Source organism: Pantoea sp. F_5, assembly GCF_008631595.1.
Lineage (GTDB): Bacteria > Pseudomonadota > Gammaproteobacteria > Enterobacterales > Enterobacteriaceae > Pantoea > Pantoea gossypiicola.
Map to the genome: position 1 here is coordinate 250,374 of NZ_VWUO01000005.1, position 18,722 is coordinate 269,095.

At 57.0% G+C, this 18,722-nt stretch carries 5 protein-coding genes; all 5 read left to right on the forward strand.

Annotated elements, in window-relative coordinates; genetic code table 11:
• Nucleotides 1–205 precede the first annotated feature (205 nt).
• Complete coding sequence (locus F3I44_RS09410) at nt 206–874, forward strand: YecA family protein (RefSeq protein ID WP_150010999.1); 669 nt, start codon at nt 206–208, stop codon at nt 872–874.
• A 1,257-nt stretch (nt 875–2,131) separates the two neighbouring features.
• Complete coding sequence (locus F3I44_RS09415) at nt 2,132–13,402, forward strand: BapA/Bap/LapF family large adhesin (RefSeq protein ID WP_190306301.1); 11,271 nt, start codon at nt 2,132–2,134, stop codon at nt 13,400–13,402.
• A gap of 319 nt (nt 13,403–13,721) precedes the next feature.
• Nucleotides 13,722–14,981 carry a TolC family outer membrane protein gene (locus tag F3I44_RS09420; RefSeq protein ID WP_223811661.1) on the forward strand — a complete coding sequence of 420 codons (1,260 nt, stop codon included), beginning with the start codon at nt 13,722–13,724 and terminating at the stop codon, nt 14,979–14,981.
• Between the two features lie 28 nt (nt 14,982–15,009).
• A complete protein-coding gene (locus tag F3I44_RS09425) occupies nt 15,010–17,217 on the forward strand; it encodes a type I secretion system permease/ATPase (RefSeq protein WP_150015990.1) in 2,208 nt (735 codons plus the stop codon).
• On the forward strand, nt 17,214–18,395 hold the full coding sequence (locus F3I44_RS09430; RefSeq protein ID WP_150015991.1) for an HlyD family efflux transporter periplasmic adaptor subunit: 1,182 nt from the start codon (nt 17,214–17,216) through the stop codon (nt 18,393–18,395). The genes F3I44_RS09425 and F3I44_RS09430 overlap by 4 nt, the downstream gene beginning before the upstream one ends.
• Nucleotides 18,396–18,722: the final 327 nt, after the last annotated feature.

An 18,722-nucleotide genomic window follows, 5' to 3' on the forward strand; every position in this document is an offset into this window, starting at 1 on the left:
CAGCAGAGCGGCGTCAGCGGCAAAATGCACCTTAAATACGACGTGCCTGCAGTTGCCTAAAGGGTGACCGAGAGGCTAAACGCGGTTTTGCTGCCAGGAAATGCCCGAACAGGGTTAGCTGTGCTGCAGCCCACAAGGGTGTACACTGCTGCGGTTTTGAGGCTTAACGCCGCGCTAAAATTTGATATGCCCGGGAGGCAACCGCATGAAAGAAGGCCCACTGTCCGAAAAAGAGCTGCAATGGCTGGAAGATATGCTGGAAAAATATGGCAGCGAAGCGTCAATTATTGATGTCTCCGAACTGGATGGTCTGCTGACTGCCGTTCTCTCCGGTCCCGTGACCGTCGAACCCAGCCAATGGCTGGTGGCGCTGTGGGGTGGCGAGAAGCAGATTCCAAAATGGAGCAACGAGCGTGAAATGACGCGCTTTATGTCGCTGTGCTTCCAGCATATGAATGATGTGGCTGACCGCTTATCTGAATTCCCGGAGCAGTTCGAACCGCTGTTTGGCATCCGCGAGATGGAAGGCCTGGAGTTTACCGTGGTGGAAGAGTGGTGCTTCGGCTATATGCGCGGTGTCGCGCTGACCGACTGGTCTGCTCTGCCAGCGGATCTGCAGCCTGCGCTGGACGCTATCGCCCTGCATGGTGTGGAAGAGAACCTCGAAAAGATTGACGCTATGACGCCGGAGGAGATGGAAGCCAGCATTGAGGCGATCCGCCCTGCTGCGCTGGCGCTGCATGACCACTGGATCTCCCAGCCGGAAGCGATTCCCGTGCCACAGAAACCTGTTTCAGCTGAGAAACTGCCCGGCCGTAACGATCCCTGTCCTTGCGGCAGCGGCAAAAAGTATAAGCAGTGCTGTCTGCATTAATTGACTGATTAGCCCAATCATCTGCCGGGTGTTACCACCGCCCGGCAGATCTCGCCAGATTATCTATCCGTTACCTTCTACGATCAGGCAGTGCATTCCCTGAACAATAACATGCTTATCGCTGAGGTAAGCACGATTTTACCCTCCTGTGATAAGCATCCTTCCCGTTCAGGAATAAAAGTTAATATTTTTTTACTCTACGTAGTTGGAAAACATTATGTTTAAAAATTCACCTTGAGTTCACGTCAGATATAGCCTGCCCGGGTTTAACGCTCCCTATAAACCTTGATAGATATACATCTGTATTTTAACAATAGTTATAAATTTGCAATCTAACGACATTATCAATCAGCTGATATTGAAAAGTGCATTTAATGCTAAAAATGAAACAATGTTATTTATTGCCATGTGATAAGGCACGATTATTTTTTGTTAAAATAACATTAATTCCAATCGTATTTTCTACGCTTAAATTTATAAAAAAACAGTCAATCAGGCCGCAAAAAAAACATATAACTCACTGATGTTATTAGTAATAAATAAAAACACAAACAAACGAAAATCATTTCTGCGTTGATAGCAGCTTATTAAATACATTTACACAAGATTGACAAAAAACCCCTGCACGTAATGTCTGATCAGTTGTTTTTCCAGAGTTTAAAATCGCAAAAAATCCATAAAAACTAATTTTATTCTGTCTGATAGGCTCATTTTAGGTTTCTTCTCTACAGCGTGTGGATAAGAGTGTGTAAATTCCCTTTCAGGATTTTATTTGTAAGAATGCAGATTAAAGTTAACCAACTCACTAAATCATCCCTCTCTCTATAAGATAGAAGTGATGGAAGTGATAAACACTTATCTATCCACCCGGACAAGTGTTTAGCCATGAACAGGATAAAACCTTGCCATGGAAATAGATAACCAACCCTATAGCAGGGCTCAGAAAAAACCGGTCAGCATTATTAAATAGAGTGTCAAATCACACTGATTATTAAGCGTTAAGATAAAAAATATATCTTACCCATTTTTATCACACCGCGTTATCGGGCCATAACTCACTGCCATCTGGAGGTTAATTCACTATTTTTAAATTTTTTTATCAACATAACACAGCAGCATCTGGCTACTTTTTCATCGCCAGGTTTATTTCAACGCTATTGGTGAAATATGAAAATACAATTAATTATTAAAGACACTCAGGGCAATGTTATTGCTCAACATGCTTTACAACCTGGAAAGTCGCTGGCATTGGAGTCTATGCCACAGGCTGCGTCCTATGAAGTTCACAGTGTTGATGGGCAGCCTCCCCAGAAGATCATTGCGTCAAAAGCGAATGGCCAGATGAAATTCAAGCTGGTGGATGATGTCACGGGTGAACAGTATGACATTGTCCTGCAAAACGTCAGTGCAGAAGAAATGCCGGTCATGACAGCCTCTGGTTCGGACGGTGTAATCTACGCTTATGACTATGATGCGGCTAATAGCGTATATGAACTTGTTTCGACCTCGTCGGATCCCCTTATCGCGGACAATGTCTATGTAGCGGGAGGGGTTTTAGGTGGTCTGGCTGCATTGATTGGTGTGGCTGCTGCATCAAACTCTGGTGGCAGTGGGGGTTCAGGAAATAACAACTCTGTAGCCGCGAATGAAGACAACTCTGCAGCAACCAGTGAAGACAATAGTGCTGCCAGCGTTATTCCTGTCACAACGCCATCTCTCGTCGACGACGCCGGTAACCCGGTGGCGGACGGATCGGCTACCAGCGACAGCACGCCCACCATCGGCGGCGGCGGCATGCAGCCCGGCTCCACTGTAACCGTTTCCGACGGCGAAACCGATCTCGGCACCGCCACCGTCGACGCGGACGGCAACTGGACCTTCACGCCTGACACCCCGCTGGCCGACGGCGAACACGCCCTGGTCGTTGACGGCACCGACGCGAACGGCAACGCAGTGAACGACACCGTGAACGTCACCGTTGACACCAGCGCCACCGTGCCGGGCCTGACCGACGACGCCGGTAACCCGGTCGCCGACGGCAGCACCACCAGTGACAGCACCCCGACTCTCAGCGGCGGCGGCATGGAACCGGGCTCTACCGTGACCGTCTCCGACGGCGAGACCGAGCTCGGCACCGCCACCGTGGACGCGGACGGCAACTGGACCTTCACGCCTGACACCCCGCTGGCCGACGGCGAACACGCCCTGGTCGTTGACGGCACAGACGCGAACGGCAATGCCAGCAGCAGCACCGTCGACGTCATCATCGACACCAGCGAAACCGTGCCCGGCCTGACCGACGACGCCGGTAACCCGGTCGCCGACAGCAGCAGCACCAGCGACAGCACCCCGACTATCGGCGGCGGCGGCATGCAGCCCGGCTCCACCGTAACCGTCTCCGACGGCGAGACCGATCTCGGCACCGCCACCGTCGACGCGGACGGCAACTGGACCTTCACGCCTGACACCCCGCTGGCCGACGGCGAACACGCGCTCGTGATCGACGGCACCGACGCGAACGGCAACGCGGTCAGCGACACCGTGAACGTGACCGTCGACACCAGCGAAACCGTGCCGGGCCTGACCGACGACGCCGGTAACCCGGTCGCCGACGGCGCGACCACCAGTGACAGCACCCCGACTATCGGCGGCGGCGGCATGCAGCCCGGCTCCACCGTAACCGTCTCCGACGGCAACACCGACCTCGGCACCGCCACCGTCGACGCGGACGGCAACTGGACCTTCACGCCTGACACCCCGCTGGCCGACGGCGAACACGCGCTCGTAATCGACGGTACCGATGCAAACGGCAACGCGGTCAGCGACACCGTGAACGTCACCGTTGACACCAGCGCCACCGTGCCGGGCCTGACCGACGACGCCGGTAACCCGGTCGCCGACGGCAGCAGCACCAGCGACAGCACCCCGACTATCGGCGGCGGCGGCATGCAGCCGGGTTCTACCGTAACCGTCTCTGACGGCGACACCGATCTCGGCACCGCCACCGTGGACGCGGACGGCAACTGGACCTTCACGCCTGACACCCCGCTGGCCGACGGCGAGCACGCCCTGGTCGTTGACGGCACCGACGCGAACGGCAACGCGGTCAGCGACACCGTGAACGTCACCGTCGACACCAGCGCCACAGCGCCGGGCCTGACCGACGACGCCGGTAACCCGGTCGCCGACGGCGCGACCACCAGCGACAGCACCCCGACTATCGGCGGCGGCGGCATGCAGCCCGGCTCCACCGTGGTGATCTCCGACGGTGAGACCGACCTCGGCACCGCCACCGTGGACGCGGACGGCAACTGGACCTTCACGCCTGGCACCCCGCTGGCCGACGGCGAACACGCGCTCGTGATTGACGGCACCGACGCGAACGGCAACGCCAGCAGCAGCACCGTCGACGTCATCATCGACACCAGCGAAACCGTGCCGGGCCTGACCGACGACGCCGGTAACCCGGTCGCCGACGGCGCGACCACCAGCGACAGCACCCCGACGATCGGCGGCGGCGGCATGCAGCCCGGCTCCACCGTGGTGATCTCCGACGGCGAGACCGATCTCGGCACCGCCACCGTGGACGCCGACGGCAACTGGACCTTCACGCCGGATGCACCGCTGGCCGACGGCGAGCACGCGCTGGTCATTGACGGCACCGACGCGAACGGCAACGCGGTGAACGACACCGTGAACGTGACCGTTGACACCAGCGAAACCGTACCCGGCCTGACCGACGACGCCGGTAACCCGGTGGCCGACGGCAGCACCACCAGCGACAGCACCCCGACTATCGGCGGCGGCGGCATGCAGCCCGGCTCCACCGTGGTGATCTCCGACGGCGAGACCGATCTCGGCACCGCCACCGTGGACGCGGACGGCAACTGGACCTTCACGCCTGACTCTCCGCTGGCCGACGGCGAGCACGCGCTGGTCATTGACGGCACCGACGCGAACGGCAACGCGGTGAACGACACCGTGAACGTGACCGTTGACACCAGCGCCACCGTGCCGGGCCTGACCGACGACGCCGGTAACCCGGTTGCCGACGGCGCGACCACCAGCGACAGCACCCCGACTATCGGCGGCGGCGGCATGCAGCCCGGCTCCACCGTAACCGTCTCCGACGGCGACACCGATCTCGGCACCGCCACCGTGGACGCGGACGGCAACTGGACCTTCACGCCGGATGCACCGCTGGCCGACGGCGAACATGCCCTGGTCGTTGACGGCACCGACGCGAACGGCAATGCGGTCAGCGACACCGTGAACGTGACCGTCGACACCAGCGCCACAGCGCCGGGCCTGACCGACGACGCCGGTAATCCGGTCGCCGACGGCAGCAGCACCAGCGACAGCACCCCGACGATCGGCGGCGGCGGCATGCAGCCCGGCTCCACCGTAACCGTCTCTGACGGCGAGACCGATCTCGGCACCGCCACCGTGGACGCGGACGGCAACTGGACCTTCACGCCTGACACCCCGCTGGCCGACGGCGAGCACGCCCTGGTCGTTGACGGCACCGACGCGAACGGCAACGCGGTGAACGACACCGTGAACGTGACCGTTGACACCAGCGAAACCGTGCCCGCCCTGACCGACGACGCCGGTAACCCGGTGGCGGACGGCGCAAGCACCAGCGACAGCACCCCGACGATCGGCGGCGGCGGCATGCAGCCCGGCTCCACCGTAACCGTCTCCGACGGTGAGACCGACCTCGGCACCGCCACCGTGGACGCGGACGGCAACTGGACCTTCACGCCTGACACCCCGCTGGCCGACGGCGAACACGCCCTGGTCGTTGACGGCACCGACGCGAACGGCAACGCGGTCAGCGACACCGTGAACGTGACCGTTGACACCAGCGAAACCGTGCCCGCCCTGACCGACGACGCCGGTAACCCGGTGGCGGACGGTGCAAGCACCAGCGACAGCACCCCGACTATCGGCGGCGGCGGCATGAAGCCCGGCTCCACCGTAACCGTCTCTGACGGCGAGACCGATCTCGGCACCGCCACCGTCGACGCGGACGGCAACTGGACCTTCACGCCGGATGCAACTCTCGCCGACGGCGAACACGCGCTCGTGATCGACGGCACCGACGCGAACGGCAACGCGGTGAACGACACCGTGAACGTGACCGTTGACACCAGCGCCACCGTGCCGGGCCTGACCGACGACGCCGGTAATCCGATCGCCGACGGCAGCACCACCAGTGACAGCACCCCGACCCTCAGCGGTGGCGGCATGCAGCCGGGCTCTACTGTGGTCATCACCGACGGCAACACTCCGATCGGCGAAGCTATCGTGGACGCGGATGGCAACTGGACGTTTACGCCAGATACCGGGCTGGACGATGGCGAACATACGCTTATCACTGGTGGTATTGATGCCAGCGGCAACAACGTCAGCAATTCTGTAGACGTCATCATCGACACCAGCGCCACAGCGCCGGGCCTGACCGACGACGCCGGTAACCCGGTCGCCGACGGCAGCACCACCAGCGACAGTACCCCGACCCTCAGCGGCGGCGGCATGAAGCCGGGCTCCACCGTAACCGTCTCCGACGGTGAGACCGATCTCGGCACCGCCACCGTGGACGCGGACGGCAACTGGACCTTCACGCCTGACACCCCGCTGGCCGACGGCGAACACGCGCTGGTCATTGACGGTACCAATGCCAGCGGCAACGCGGTCAGCGACACCGTGAATATCACCGTCGACACCAGCGCCACAGCGCCGGGGCTGACCGACGACGCCGGTAATCCGGTGGCTGACGGCGCAAGCACCAGCGACAGTACCCCGACCCTCAGCGGCGGCGGCATGCAGCCCGGCTCCACCGTGGTGATCTCCGACGGTGAGACCGACCTCGGCACCGCCACCGTGGACGCCGACGGCAACTGGACCTTCACGCCGGATGCACCACTGGCCGACGGTGAACACGCCCTTGTGATCGACGGCACCGACGCGAACGGCAACGCAGTGAACGACACCGTGAACGTCACCGTTGACACCAGCGCCACCGTGCCGGGCCTGACCGACGACGCCGGTAACCCGGTCGCCGACGGCAGCACCACCAGCGACAGCACCCCGACCCTCAGCGGCGGCGGCATGCAGCCGGGATCCACAGTGACCGTCTCCGACGGCGACGCCGAACTCGGCACCGCCACCGTGGACGCCGACGGCAACTGGACCTTCACGCCGGATGCAGCTCTCGCCGACGGCGATCACGCGCTCGTGATCGACGGCACCGACGCGAACGGTAACGCCATGAGCGATACCGTGAACGTGACCGTTGACACCAGCGCCACCGTGCCGGGCCTGACCGACGACGCCGGCAATCCGATCGCCGACGGCAGCACCATCAGTGACAGCACCCCGACCCTCAGCGGTGGCGGCATGCAGCCGGGCTCTACCGTGACCGTCTCCGACGGCGACACCGAACTCGGCACCGCCACCGTCGACGCCGACGGTAACTGGACATTTACACCGGATACCGCGCTGGCCGATGGCGAGCACGCCCTGGTTGTCGACGGTACAGACGCCAGCGGTAACCATGTCAATGACACCATTAATGTCGTGGTGCAAACCGCGCCGTCTATGGAAATCGTTGATGATAACGGCACCGCTATTCTGGATGGCGACACCATCAGTGACAGTACTCCAACGTTCAACGGTAAAAACTTTGAACCAGGAACCACTATTGTCATCGCTGACGGCGATACCACGCTGACCACTGTGACTGTAGGTGCGGATGGCAGTTGGACCTTCACGCCAACCGCTGGATTGGCTGACGGTGCGCATGCCATCGAGGTCACCGTTACTGATCCCCAGGGCGTCAGTGCCAGCGGAGTCTTCAACGTCACTGTCGATACCACACCGCCTGAAGGAGTTGATATCTCTACAGTCACAATGGTCGATAACGACGGTGCCACTATCACCGCAGCCGGTATCACAGCAGATAATACGCCAACCTTCAGTGGCACAGCGCTGGAGCCGGGAGCGACCGTGATTATTCGCGATGGTGAAACCGTATTGGGGGAAACCACGGTAAGCGAAGATGGCAGCTGGTCCTTTACGCCTTCAACCTCGCTTGACGATGGTGAGCATCAGTTCACATTCGAAGTCACCGATGCAGTCGGCAACAGCAGCGGTGTATCTGAAGCACTGGACCTGTCAATCTCCGCAACTAAAGGTATCAACACCGGTGTTGTGGTTACCGATGATGCCGGCAATGTGATTGTGAATGGTGAAGCCATTAACGACAGCACACCGACCTTTAGCGGTCAGGATCAGACGCCGGGTGTCACAGTCACCATCGCCGATGGTGAAACCGTGCTGGGCAGTGTCGTGGTTGCTGAGGATGGAAGCTGGAGCTTTACGCCTGACGCAGCGCTGGCTGACGGCGATCATGCCTTGATCGTGACCGTAACGGATGCGGAAGGAAACACCCGTACAGACACCGTTAACGTCGTGGTCGATACCATCGCGCCAGAGATGATTGATCTGGCCGCAGTGGTCGTCTCTGATGATGCTGGCAATGCGTTAGCCGCTGGCAGCGCGATCAGTGACACCACGCCGACCTTCAGTGCCTCAGGACTGGAAGCAGGCACCACCGTTATCGTTCGCGATAATGATACGGTACTGGGTGAAGCCCAGGTTGCAGATGACGGCAGCTGGTCATTCACGCCGTCTGAAGCCCTGACTGAGGGCGACCACAGCTTTACGTTTGAGGCAGTCGATGCTGCAGGTAACAGCAGCGGTGAATCTGAGGCTGTCAGCTATGTCGTGGATTCTGTTGCACCTGAAGGCGTGGACATTACTACCGTGGTCATCACGGATGAAGTGGGTGCGGCTATCGATACAGCAGAAATCCAGAGCGACAGCAAACTCACCTTTAGCGGTAGCGATCTTGAGCCGGGAGCCACTGTCACGATGTACGACAAGGGCCAGGTCGTCGGTGAAACCACCGTCGCCGAAGATGGCAGCTGGACTTTCACCGCCACTGACGGACTGTATGATGGCAGCCATGAAGTGACCTTTACCGTCACAGACGCGGCAGGCAATAGCAGCGATCCATCCGGCACGCTGGATCTGAATGTCCAGGCTATTGTTTTGACGGCATCCGACAATGTCAGCTCCGGTGCTGCGGTAGGCTTTACCTATCCGATTGATGTTAATCAGGATCTTGGCACCGTTCTGAGCGACGGTGGGTTAATTGCGTTCAACAATAAGATCGTCAGCGATCCGATCGTGGTTGCAGATGGCACCATCATTGATCTTGATGTTACCGCAACCTCTTCCTCGTTCCTGAATATTGCCAGTAACTCAACACTGGTGTTGCAGAAGTATGACTCGTCCACCAGCACCTGGGTCACCGTTTCTGAGGATAACAGCGGAAATCTGTTTGGCCTGTTCGGACTGGGCGCATCAACCTCCACCATCACGCTGACCGGGCTGACTGCTGGCCAGTATCAGCTGGTGTATACCACCAACGGTATTAACGTCGGTGCTGGCTTTAATCTGGATGCCTCCAAAACCGTCTATACGCTGGCTGAACAGGGCACACCGACCGACTACACCACAGCAACCGGCAATGTGATAACAGATGTTGATAGCGTTTATGGTGCAGATGGTATTCCGCACAGTGCCTATACCTCTGTGAGCGCGGTGAGCGTCACCCACGCTGACGGCACCGTGACCTCTGTCACGCTGGATGCTACTACCAAAACCGCCACGCTGGTGGGTCAGTATGGCACGCTGGTCATTAACGCCGATGGCAGCTATGTCTATACCCCTATCTCATCCATGGACAGCATCGGTAAGGTAGATTCGTTTACTTATACCATCACTGACTCTGCGACGGGTCTGAGCTCATCCGCCCAGATTCACGTGCAGATTGGTACAACAAACGAAGCGCTGGATCTGAGCTGGGATGCTACCGATCCTTCTGCAACCGCCGTTACGGATATCGCTTCCAGCAATGAGGCCAATGCCAGCGTTACGGTGACTTACGAGTCATCCAGCGCGACGGATACCGACGTTAAGCTGGTTGCAGGCGGGACCGAGAACTACAGTTCGACCTTTACCCTGGCAGGGAATGACGACCTGATTACCGGTTCGCTGACGTTAACCACCGCATGGGGATTATTTGGTAACAACTTTGACTCACCATTGAACATCACCTATGCCGTGCAAATGCAAAACAGTGATGGCACATGGACCACGGTGAAAACGCAGACTGCCGTCGTGGCAGCCGGACAGCACAATGAAGAAGTTATCCAGAACCTGGAGATGTCGTCGCTGCTGGACGGTCTGGGTGAAGGAACCTATCGCGTGGCGATTTCAACCACTGGTGCAACAAACGTGGTGAAACTGAATATGTCAGTTCAGACAGTCAGCCCCACCGAGTACGTTATCACCGCGAATGAGGTCGCAACCGGCAACGTTCTGACCGACGAAGGCACAGACGGTGCAGTTGATAAACTCAGCTCTATCTATACACGGATGTATGCCAAAGCCGGTGACAGCACCAGCGATGTAACGGTCGATGACAGCTATACCTGGGTCACCGAAAGTGGCGTCTCCATTGCGGGTCAGTATGGCACCCTGGTGATCTATAACAACGGTGCTTATACCTATACCCCTGCCACTACTACATTGCCAGCGGGCTCTGAAGACGTATTCACCTACGCGCTGAAAGGAGCTAATGGTGAAGTGGTTAATGCCACCGTCACGATCCATCTGGGCGTTGAGGTTGACGGCAGCAACGGCGGTGCATTGGTATTCCACGGCACCGAAGTCAACGATGTATTTGATGTGTATGACACCAGCTTTGCCTCAGTAGATGGCGCGGCTGGCGATGACACGCTGGCATGGCATGGCAATGGCAAGCTGGTCTTGAGCGACGTCGCGGCGAAAGTCAGCAACATCGAATCGATCATGCTGACCTCAACCACCAGCAGTGACAACCTGGTACTGGATGCGCAGAGCGTAGAAGATGTGACCAGCGAAAGTAATGCGCTCTATGTTAAGGGCATCGCTGGCGACAGCGTGACGCTGGAAGGCACCTGGATCAACAGTGGCACGGTGATTGTCGACAGCATCACTTACACGCACTATACCAGCACCACCGCTGCCGGTACCCTGGTCGATATTTACGTGCAGCAGGGGATTAATCTTTCCTCGGTCACCTATACGGATAGCCAGAATGGGACGGAATATACCGTTACCGCTGCGCAGGATGTCACAGGTACGGCGAGCGACGATATCTTCAACGTGAGCGACACCAGCTTTACCCATATTGACGGGGGTGAAGGTCTGGATACGCTGGTGTGGAGCGGTACCGGCACCCTGACGCTCAGCGATCTGCAGTCGAAAATCAGCAACATCGAAGAGATCGAGCTGGTTAATGACAGCGCAGTGAATAATCTGGTGGTCACCGCGCAAAACGTGGCGGACATCACCGATGCCGATAACACGCTGTTTGTTAAAGGTGCCATCACCGACACACTGACCCTCTCTGGCAGCTGGACGCTGGCAGGCAGTGAAGTGGTCAACAACGTGGATTACGTCCATTACGTTGGTACCACCGCTGATGGTCAGACAGTAAATCTCTACGTTGATCGCGACATGAAACTGAGCAGCACCGAAACCGCCTCTGAAAACAATGCGGCCGACGTGACCGGCGACGTTGCCCTGCTCAGTGACAGCGTGGCGCAGACCACCACGATGAACACTGCAACCAGCAGCTTTACCAGCGAGAGCTTCACGGTTAACAGCATCAGCGATCTGCAGGAGATTAACGTCAGCGTGACCGGGACGTCGATCAATGCCAAAAATACTGTTTCGGTGAACTGGTCGTTGCAGGTTTACAACGAGCAGACGCTGCGCTGGGACAACGTGACCAGCGGCACGCAGGCGATCACCAGTGGCAGTCCGCTGAATGTCTCGCTGGAGGGTCAGAATGCGGGAACCTACCGCATCGTGGTCGACAGCACGCAGTCCGGACATCCCGGCTTCCTGTGGTCTACCAGCTATGACGCGCTCACCGTGAAAGTGGCAGTGAACATCGTCAGCACCACCGACTATAAAGTCAGCACCAGTTCCAGCGTCAATGGTTCGGTCTTTACCAGCGACAGCACCAGTGACAGTTCGCTGGTAGTGACGTCGATAACGGCGGGTATTGTGACCGGTGCGGCAAGCTATACGCTGGTTGCCGCTGCGGGAACCACTATCGCGGGGACTTACGGCACGCTGACGATCAAAAACGATGGCAGCTATAGCTACACACTGAATAGCGACTCGGTGATCAAACTGACCGGCAGTGAAGATTCATTCACCTATGTTCTGGCGGATGGAACCACCAAAAATCTGGTGATCACGCTGGGTGTCTCCGTGGATGGCTCTGAAGGTGGCGCGCTGATCTTTGCCGGTACCGTTGGCGATGACAGCTTCACCGTTCACGACACCCAGTTCACCTCGGTGGACGGAAAGTCCGGTCAGGATACGCTGGTGTGGAATGGCACAGGCGAGCTGAATATCAGTGAGATTGCGGACAAAGTGAACAATATCGAAATCATCGATCTGCAGGATAACGCCCAGGCAACGGCGCTGCTGATTAGTGCCGATGATATTGAGAAAATCACGGATGCTGACAATGTGCTGTATGTCAGAGGGGGCAGCAATGACTCACTCTCACTGCAGGGCGTGTGGACAGTTAACGGCGTGGAAACGCTGAATAACATCACCTACACCCTCTACACCAGCACGGCGCTGGATGGCACGGCAATCAAACTCTATGTTCAGCAGGGTCTGCAGTTCAACGAGGTGACAGAGCATCTCGCCGGTTCCATCGAGGATGTCTCCGCCGATCTGACCGTGGTATCGGTGAGCCAGAACGGTGAAACCACCGCGATTACTGACAGTGGCGTGAGCTTCAAAGGTGCCTACGGCACGCTGGTTATCGATGAAGCGGGTCACTACAGCTACGTGGTGGATGATGCGTATGCGCACAGCGGTAACACTGACACCTTCACCTATGCCTTGTCAGACGGCAGCACTGACTCTCTGAGCTTCAACCTGGGCGTTGATGTTGATGGCAGCGAAGGGGGCGCAATTACCTTCACCGGCACCCGCGGTGCAGATGTTTTTGAAGTCTATGACACCGATTTCATCTCTATCAACGGTGCCGATGGTAACGATACGCTGGCCTGGCATGGCACGGGAACGCTGAACCTCAGCGATATCTCCGCCAGGGTCAACAATATTGAAACCATCGACCTGATGACGGATGCCGGAAAAGACAATCTGGTCGTAAGTGCAGAAAGTCTGCTGAAGGTAACTGATAACGATAATACGTTATATGTCAGAGGGGAAAATGGCGACACGGTGACGCTGAATGGTAACTGGGAGCAGGCAGACGGAATGGTGGCAAATGGGGTTAACTACAACCATTACACCAGTTCTGCAGCCGATGGCTCCGTGGTACAGTTATATATTGAAGACGACATCACCATCGGATAATTAATATCCGCATTAAAAGCAGGCTGGGTTATTTATACCAGCCTGCCACTTCCCCGCGCTTTAATTCATCTTTTATGACGGAGATATATTTAATTATCTAAACATCATGAAAAAAATTATTATCATTTTGCACTGCATTCTTATTGCCCAATATTCTTTTGCTGCCGATAAAAAACTTTTATCAGGCAGCGAGCCAGCTATTAATGAAGCACCGGCAGGTTTCTGGGGCGTATTTTCAAAAACGCCGGACCCCGGAACCTTACCTGCGAGCGGATCTGCGCTGGCAGACAAATTACAAATTAATCCGGCAGAAATTGAAATGCAGCCGACGGCGTCGAACGGAGTTGAAAGCTTTCCGGCTGACTGGCAGGCGGCTATCCAGCTGGCGGTGAATCATCATCCCTCCATCAGCAGCAGCATTGCGACGCTGGAGTCCTCAGGGTTCACCATTGATGCCGCAAAAGCGGGCTATCTGCCCTCTGTAAAAGCGGGTATCACAACCGGTCGACAGCAGGATGAAGGCAGTGGTCATATTGCCACCGTCGGCCTCTCTCAGATGCTCTACGACTTTGGTAAAACCGGCAGCGCGGTCGATCAGGCCAGCGCGAAATATCTGCGCCAGCAGGCCACTGTTCTGATGCAAATCGACACCATTATTGAACAAACTGCACTGGCACTGAATGACGTTTATCGCTCAACGCAGCTGCTTGATAACTCCAGGAAAGAGGTGAAAGCCCTGCGGGATATCCTGGCGCTGACGCAAATGCGTGCCGATGCCGGAGCCAGCACACGGGTGGATCCGGTTCAGGCGCAGGCGCGCGTTGAAGCCGCACAGGCAGAGCAACTGGATCTGGAAATCAAACTGCAGCAGCAGAAATACCATCTGCAATCCCTGCTGGGACAGCCGGTTGCCGAAAAGAAAATATCTGCGCCGATCTCGCTGCTGCCGCTGATTGAGCGTCAGAACGCCCGGATCGATTTAAACCGTAACCCGACTATTTTAGTCGCCCAGGCCGATGCCGCCGTGGCACTGGCCGAGTTACGAAATTACAAAGCGCAGCGCTATCCCACTTTATCGCTTGAAGCCAACACCAATAAATATATCGGTGACATTGCGGATTATCAGCGCCATAGCCAGTACCAGAACGTTTATCTGTCTGTTAACAGCACGCTTTATCAGGGCGGCGCATTAGTGGCGCAGGAAAGTGCCAGTGCCAGAGCGCTGGAAGCGGCCAGAACGACCATAGCCAGTAAAAAACTGGAGATCAGCGATCAGCAACGTAATTATTTCCAGAGCGTAAAGGGATTACAAAAAAATATCAGCCTGCTGACGCGTCGTATGAAAACGATTATGGAGACGCGCTCTCTTTATCGTGAGCAATATTTATCGCTGGGTAATCGAAACGTACTCGACTTACTTAACGCCGAACAGGAAATAAGCCGTGCTCAGCAGGATTTAATTAATGCCCGCTGCGACCTCTGGGCCTCTTCCGTTAATTATCTGGTATTAACCGGTATGGCACGCGAAGCGTTTGATTTAAATAATAAGGTCATTCAGGGACTGCGCATTGCGCCGTAATTCTGTCAGCAATTAAGAGAATATGATAATGAACACAATATCTGACAGCGAGAATGCATCAGCACAGCCTCACGCGAAAAAGGCTTATACCCCCTGGCTCGACGCGCTGCTGCTGGTGGCGAAACATTACCGCCTTGATGGTTCACCAGAACGGGTGAAAGGCGAAGCGGAATGGCATATGCAGCACCTTTCACAGGATGCCCTGATTGAAAATATGGCGCGCCAGCTCGGCCTGCTGGTGATTTTTGACGCGTTTGCCCCGGATCAGCTCGATCCGTGGCGCATGCCGTTGATCGTCGATTTCGGTCCCCGCGGCGTCGGCGTCATCACCACGGTGGGCGAAGATGGCCAGGTCAGCGTGATGCTGAGCGGTGAAAAACAGCTGCAGACCACGCTGAGTATTGCAGAGCTGTCGCAGCATGCACAGCGCGTACTGCTGGCCAAACCGGAGTCCTCCGTGCCGGATGCGCGGGTGGATGATTACATCAAACCGCATCGTGCTGACTGGCTGTGGCAGACCATTCTTCGTGAGTGGCCAGCCTATGTGAACGTGATGTTTGCGTCGCTGATCTCCAACGTGCTGGGCCTCTCCGCGATGCTCTTCACCATGCAGGTGTATGACCGGGTGATCCCTTCCCAGTCGGTGCCCTCGCTCTGGGTACTGTTTGGTGGCGTCATGATCGCCCTGACCTGCGTGTTTGTAATGCGTATTATCCGCACGCATATCTCTGATGCAGCCGGTAAAAGCGCGGATCTGCGCATCTCCGATCGCGTCTTTGGTCACGCGCTGCGGATCCGTAACGATCAGCGTCCCAAATCGACCGGATCGTTTATTGCCCAGATCCGCGAGCTGGAACAGATTCGTGAGCTGATTACCTCGACCACCATCTCCGCGATTGCCGATCTGCCTTTTTTAATCATCTTCCTCTTTATCCTCTGGTTACTGGGTGGATGGCTGGTACTGGTTCCGCTGGCAGCGATTCCGCTGATTGTTATTCCGGGCCTGCTGGCGCAGGGTTCGCTGGCGAAGCTCTCCAAAGCGACCATGCGCGAGTCTGCGGTGCGCAGCGCCATGCTGGTTGAGACCGTACAGGGCATGGATGACATCAAGCTGCTGCGCGCAGAGCCTTACTTTCAGAACCAGTGGAATCACCTGAATGAGGTGATCAGTAAATCTTCACAGAAGCAGCGTTTTGTCAGCGGCCTGCTGATGAGCTGGACCAGTGAAGTCCAGACCGTTGCCTATGTCAGCGTGGTGCTGGTGGGGGCCTTTTTTGCCATGAGCGGTGACCTCTCTACCGGCGTGTTGATTGGCTGCTCGATGCTGGCCTCACGCATGATGGCACCGCTGGGCCAGCTGGCGATGATATTTGGCCGCTGGCAGCAGGCCAAAGTAGCACGCGAAGGACTGGAGAACCTGCTTAACAGCGAGGTCGATCAGCCAGAGCGCAGCATCCGCATTCATCGCCCGCGCATTAACGGCGAATATGCGCTCTCTGACGTCATCTATCGCTACGATCCGAACTCACCTGATCCGGTGCTGACGGTGAAAAAGCTGACCATTAAAGCCGGTGAGAAAGTGGCGCTGCTGGGACGTAATGGATCCGGTAAATCGACGCTGTTACAGCTGATGGCGGGTCTGCTACAGCCAGGTGAAGGTGCCCTGCTGCTGGATAGCGTGCGGCTCTCCTCCATTGACCCGCTGGATGTACGGCGTGACGTCGGGCTGCTCACCCAGAACGCCTCCCTGTTCTACGGCACGATCCGCGAGAACTTACGCCTGGGCATGCCGCTGGCGACGGAAGAGGAGATGCTTCAGGCTCTGGAGATCAGCGGCGCACTCGACTTTATTCAGCGCCTGCCGGAAGGCATGGATTACCTGTTGCAGGAAGGCGGCAAAGGTTTGTCTGGCGGCCAGCGTCAGCAGTTGTTGCTGGCACGCACCCTGCTCCGCCAGCCCAGCGTACTGCTGCTGGATGAACCTACCGCCTGGCTGGATGATGCCGCTGAAAAACATCTGATTGAACGGCTGATGATGTGGATGGGTAACCGTACCTTGATCATCGCCACCCATCGTCCGGCGGTATTGCAGCTGGTTGACCGCATCATGCTGATGGATAAAGGCAGGATTGCGCGGGATGGTTCAAAAGCAGAGATGCTGGTCACCCGGCCCGAAGCCAGTGCCGCGCCGCATCAGGGCAAAGTGAATGTTAAACCGCAGGGAGCAGAGGCATGAGTTTCTCCTTATTCCGTAAAAAGAAGCATCAACGTTCCCGTCAGCGGGTTTCTTCCGGCGGCCTGATTATTATGTCGGTGCTGGTCATGCTGCTGCTGTTCTTTGTCTGGGCTTCTAACTTTGAACTGGATGAAGTCACCGTGGGTGTCGGCAAAGTGGTACCCAGCTCACACGAGCAGATCATCCAGTCACTGGAGGGCGGTATCCTGAAAGAGCTGAAGGTTCACGAGGGTGATGTGGTTGAGGCGGGTCAGGTTCTGGCCCTGCTGGATCCCACCCAGATTGACTCGGGTGTGCAGGAGAGCACGTCGCGTTTACGTGCTGCGCTGGCGACGGCGGCCCGCTTGCAGGCTGAGACCGCAGGCACGCCGCTGACGTTTCCGCCTGAGGTATTAGCGGATCCGTCCCTGGTGGCCGCTGAGACGGCGCTTTATCACTCGCGTCGTGAGAACTACAGCAAAACCATTAGCGGCCTGACCGAAGCGCTGAGCCTGATTAACCGCGAGCTGCAGCTGACCTCTTCCCTGGTGGCAAAAGGCGCGGCCAGTAACGTGGAAGTACTGCGCCTGAAACGTCAGGCTAACGACCTGCAAAGTAAGCTCAACGACGCGGAAAATAACTACATCGTGCAGGCACGTGAAGAGCTGGCGAAAGCCAACGCCGAAGCGGCATCTCAGCGATCGATTATCATCGGGCGGGCGGACTCGCTGAAGCGCACGGTTATCGTCACGCCGGTCAGAGGGATCGTTAAAGATATCGAGGTGAACACGGTCGGCGGCGTGATTCCGCAGCGCGGCAATCTGATGGAAATTGTGCCGCTGGATGAGCAGCTAATGATTGAGGCACAGATCGCCCCGCGCGATGTCGCCTTTATCACACCAGGCCAGCGTGCGGTGGTGAAGCTGACCGCGTATGACTACAACATCTATGGGGGGCTGGAGGGCAAAGTAGCCTCTATTTCTCCCGACACCATTCAGGATGAAGTTCATCGCGACCAGTACTATTACCGCGTCTACATCCGCACCGAAAAGGATTATCTGGTCAATAAAAAGGGCAAAAAGTTTCCGGTTTATCCGGGGATGATCGCTATGGGTGAGATCCACACCGGCAGTAAAACCATTATGGAGTATCTGATGAAACCGCTGAACCGGGCGAAGGAAGCGCTGCGGGAGAGGTAAAATCTGCGGCGGCTGGAGATGGAACGGTGAAAATGCGTGTCCGGGCTTCTGAACCTGCCTGGACATGCTGTTTGCTTAAAGTTAGTCGTATAAGTAGTCGCAGTGAAGATAGCGCTGTTTAGTTCTGTAGGGAAAGTGTCGCTGTATCGGTAAGTCAGTCACCAGTGCTTAATGGGATCAGACCCGATGCACAGGCGATCTGACCTGCCCCCAGTATTAGATACAACCTTCAGTTAGTAACGTCGGTTTGTTTACCCTCACATTTTCCATTCCGCCACCGTGCTGCAAACTCTGACGGCGTCTGATAATTCAGCGATGAATGCGGTC

What these genes read in the sequence shown, in the direction of transcription:
- F3I44_RS09420 (WP_223811661.1), top strand. Translation starts at nt 13,722, where the DNA reads ATGCAGCCGACGGCGTCGAACGGAGTTGAAAGCTTTCCGGCTGACTGG.
- F3I44_RS09425 (WP_150015990.1), top strand. Translation starts at nt 15,010, where the DNA reads ATGAACACAATATCTGACAGCGAGAATGCATCAGCACAGCCTCACGCG.
- F3I44_RS09410 (WP_150010999.1), top strand. Translation starts at nt 206, where the DNA reads ATGAAAGAAGGCCCACTGTCCGAAAAAGAGCTGCAATGGCTGGAAGAT.
- F3I44_RS09415 (WP_190306301.1), top strand. Translation starts at nt 2,132, where the DNA reads ATGCCACAGGCTGCGTCCTATGAAGTTCACAGTGTTGATGGGCAGCCT.
- F3I44_RS09430 (WP_150015991.1), top strand. Translation starts at nt 17,214, where the DNA reads ATGAGTTTCTCCTTATTCCGTAAAAAGAAGCATCAACGTTCCCGTCAG.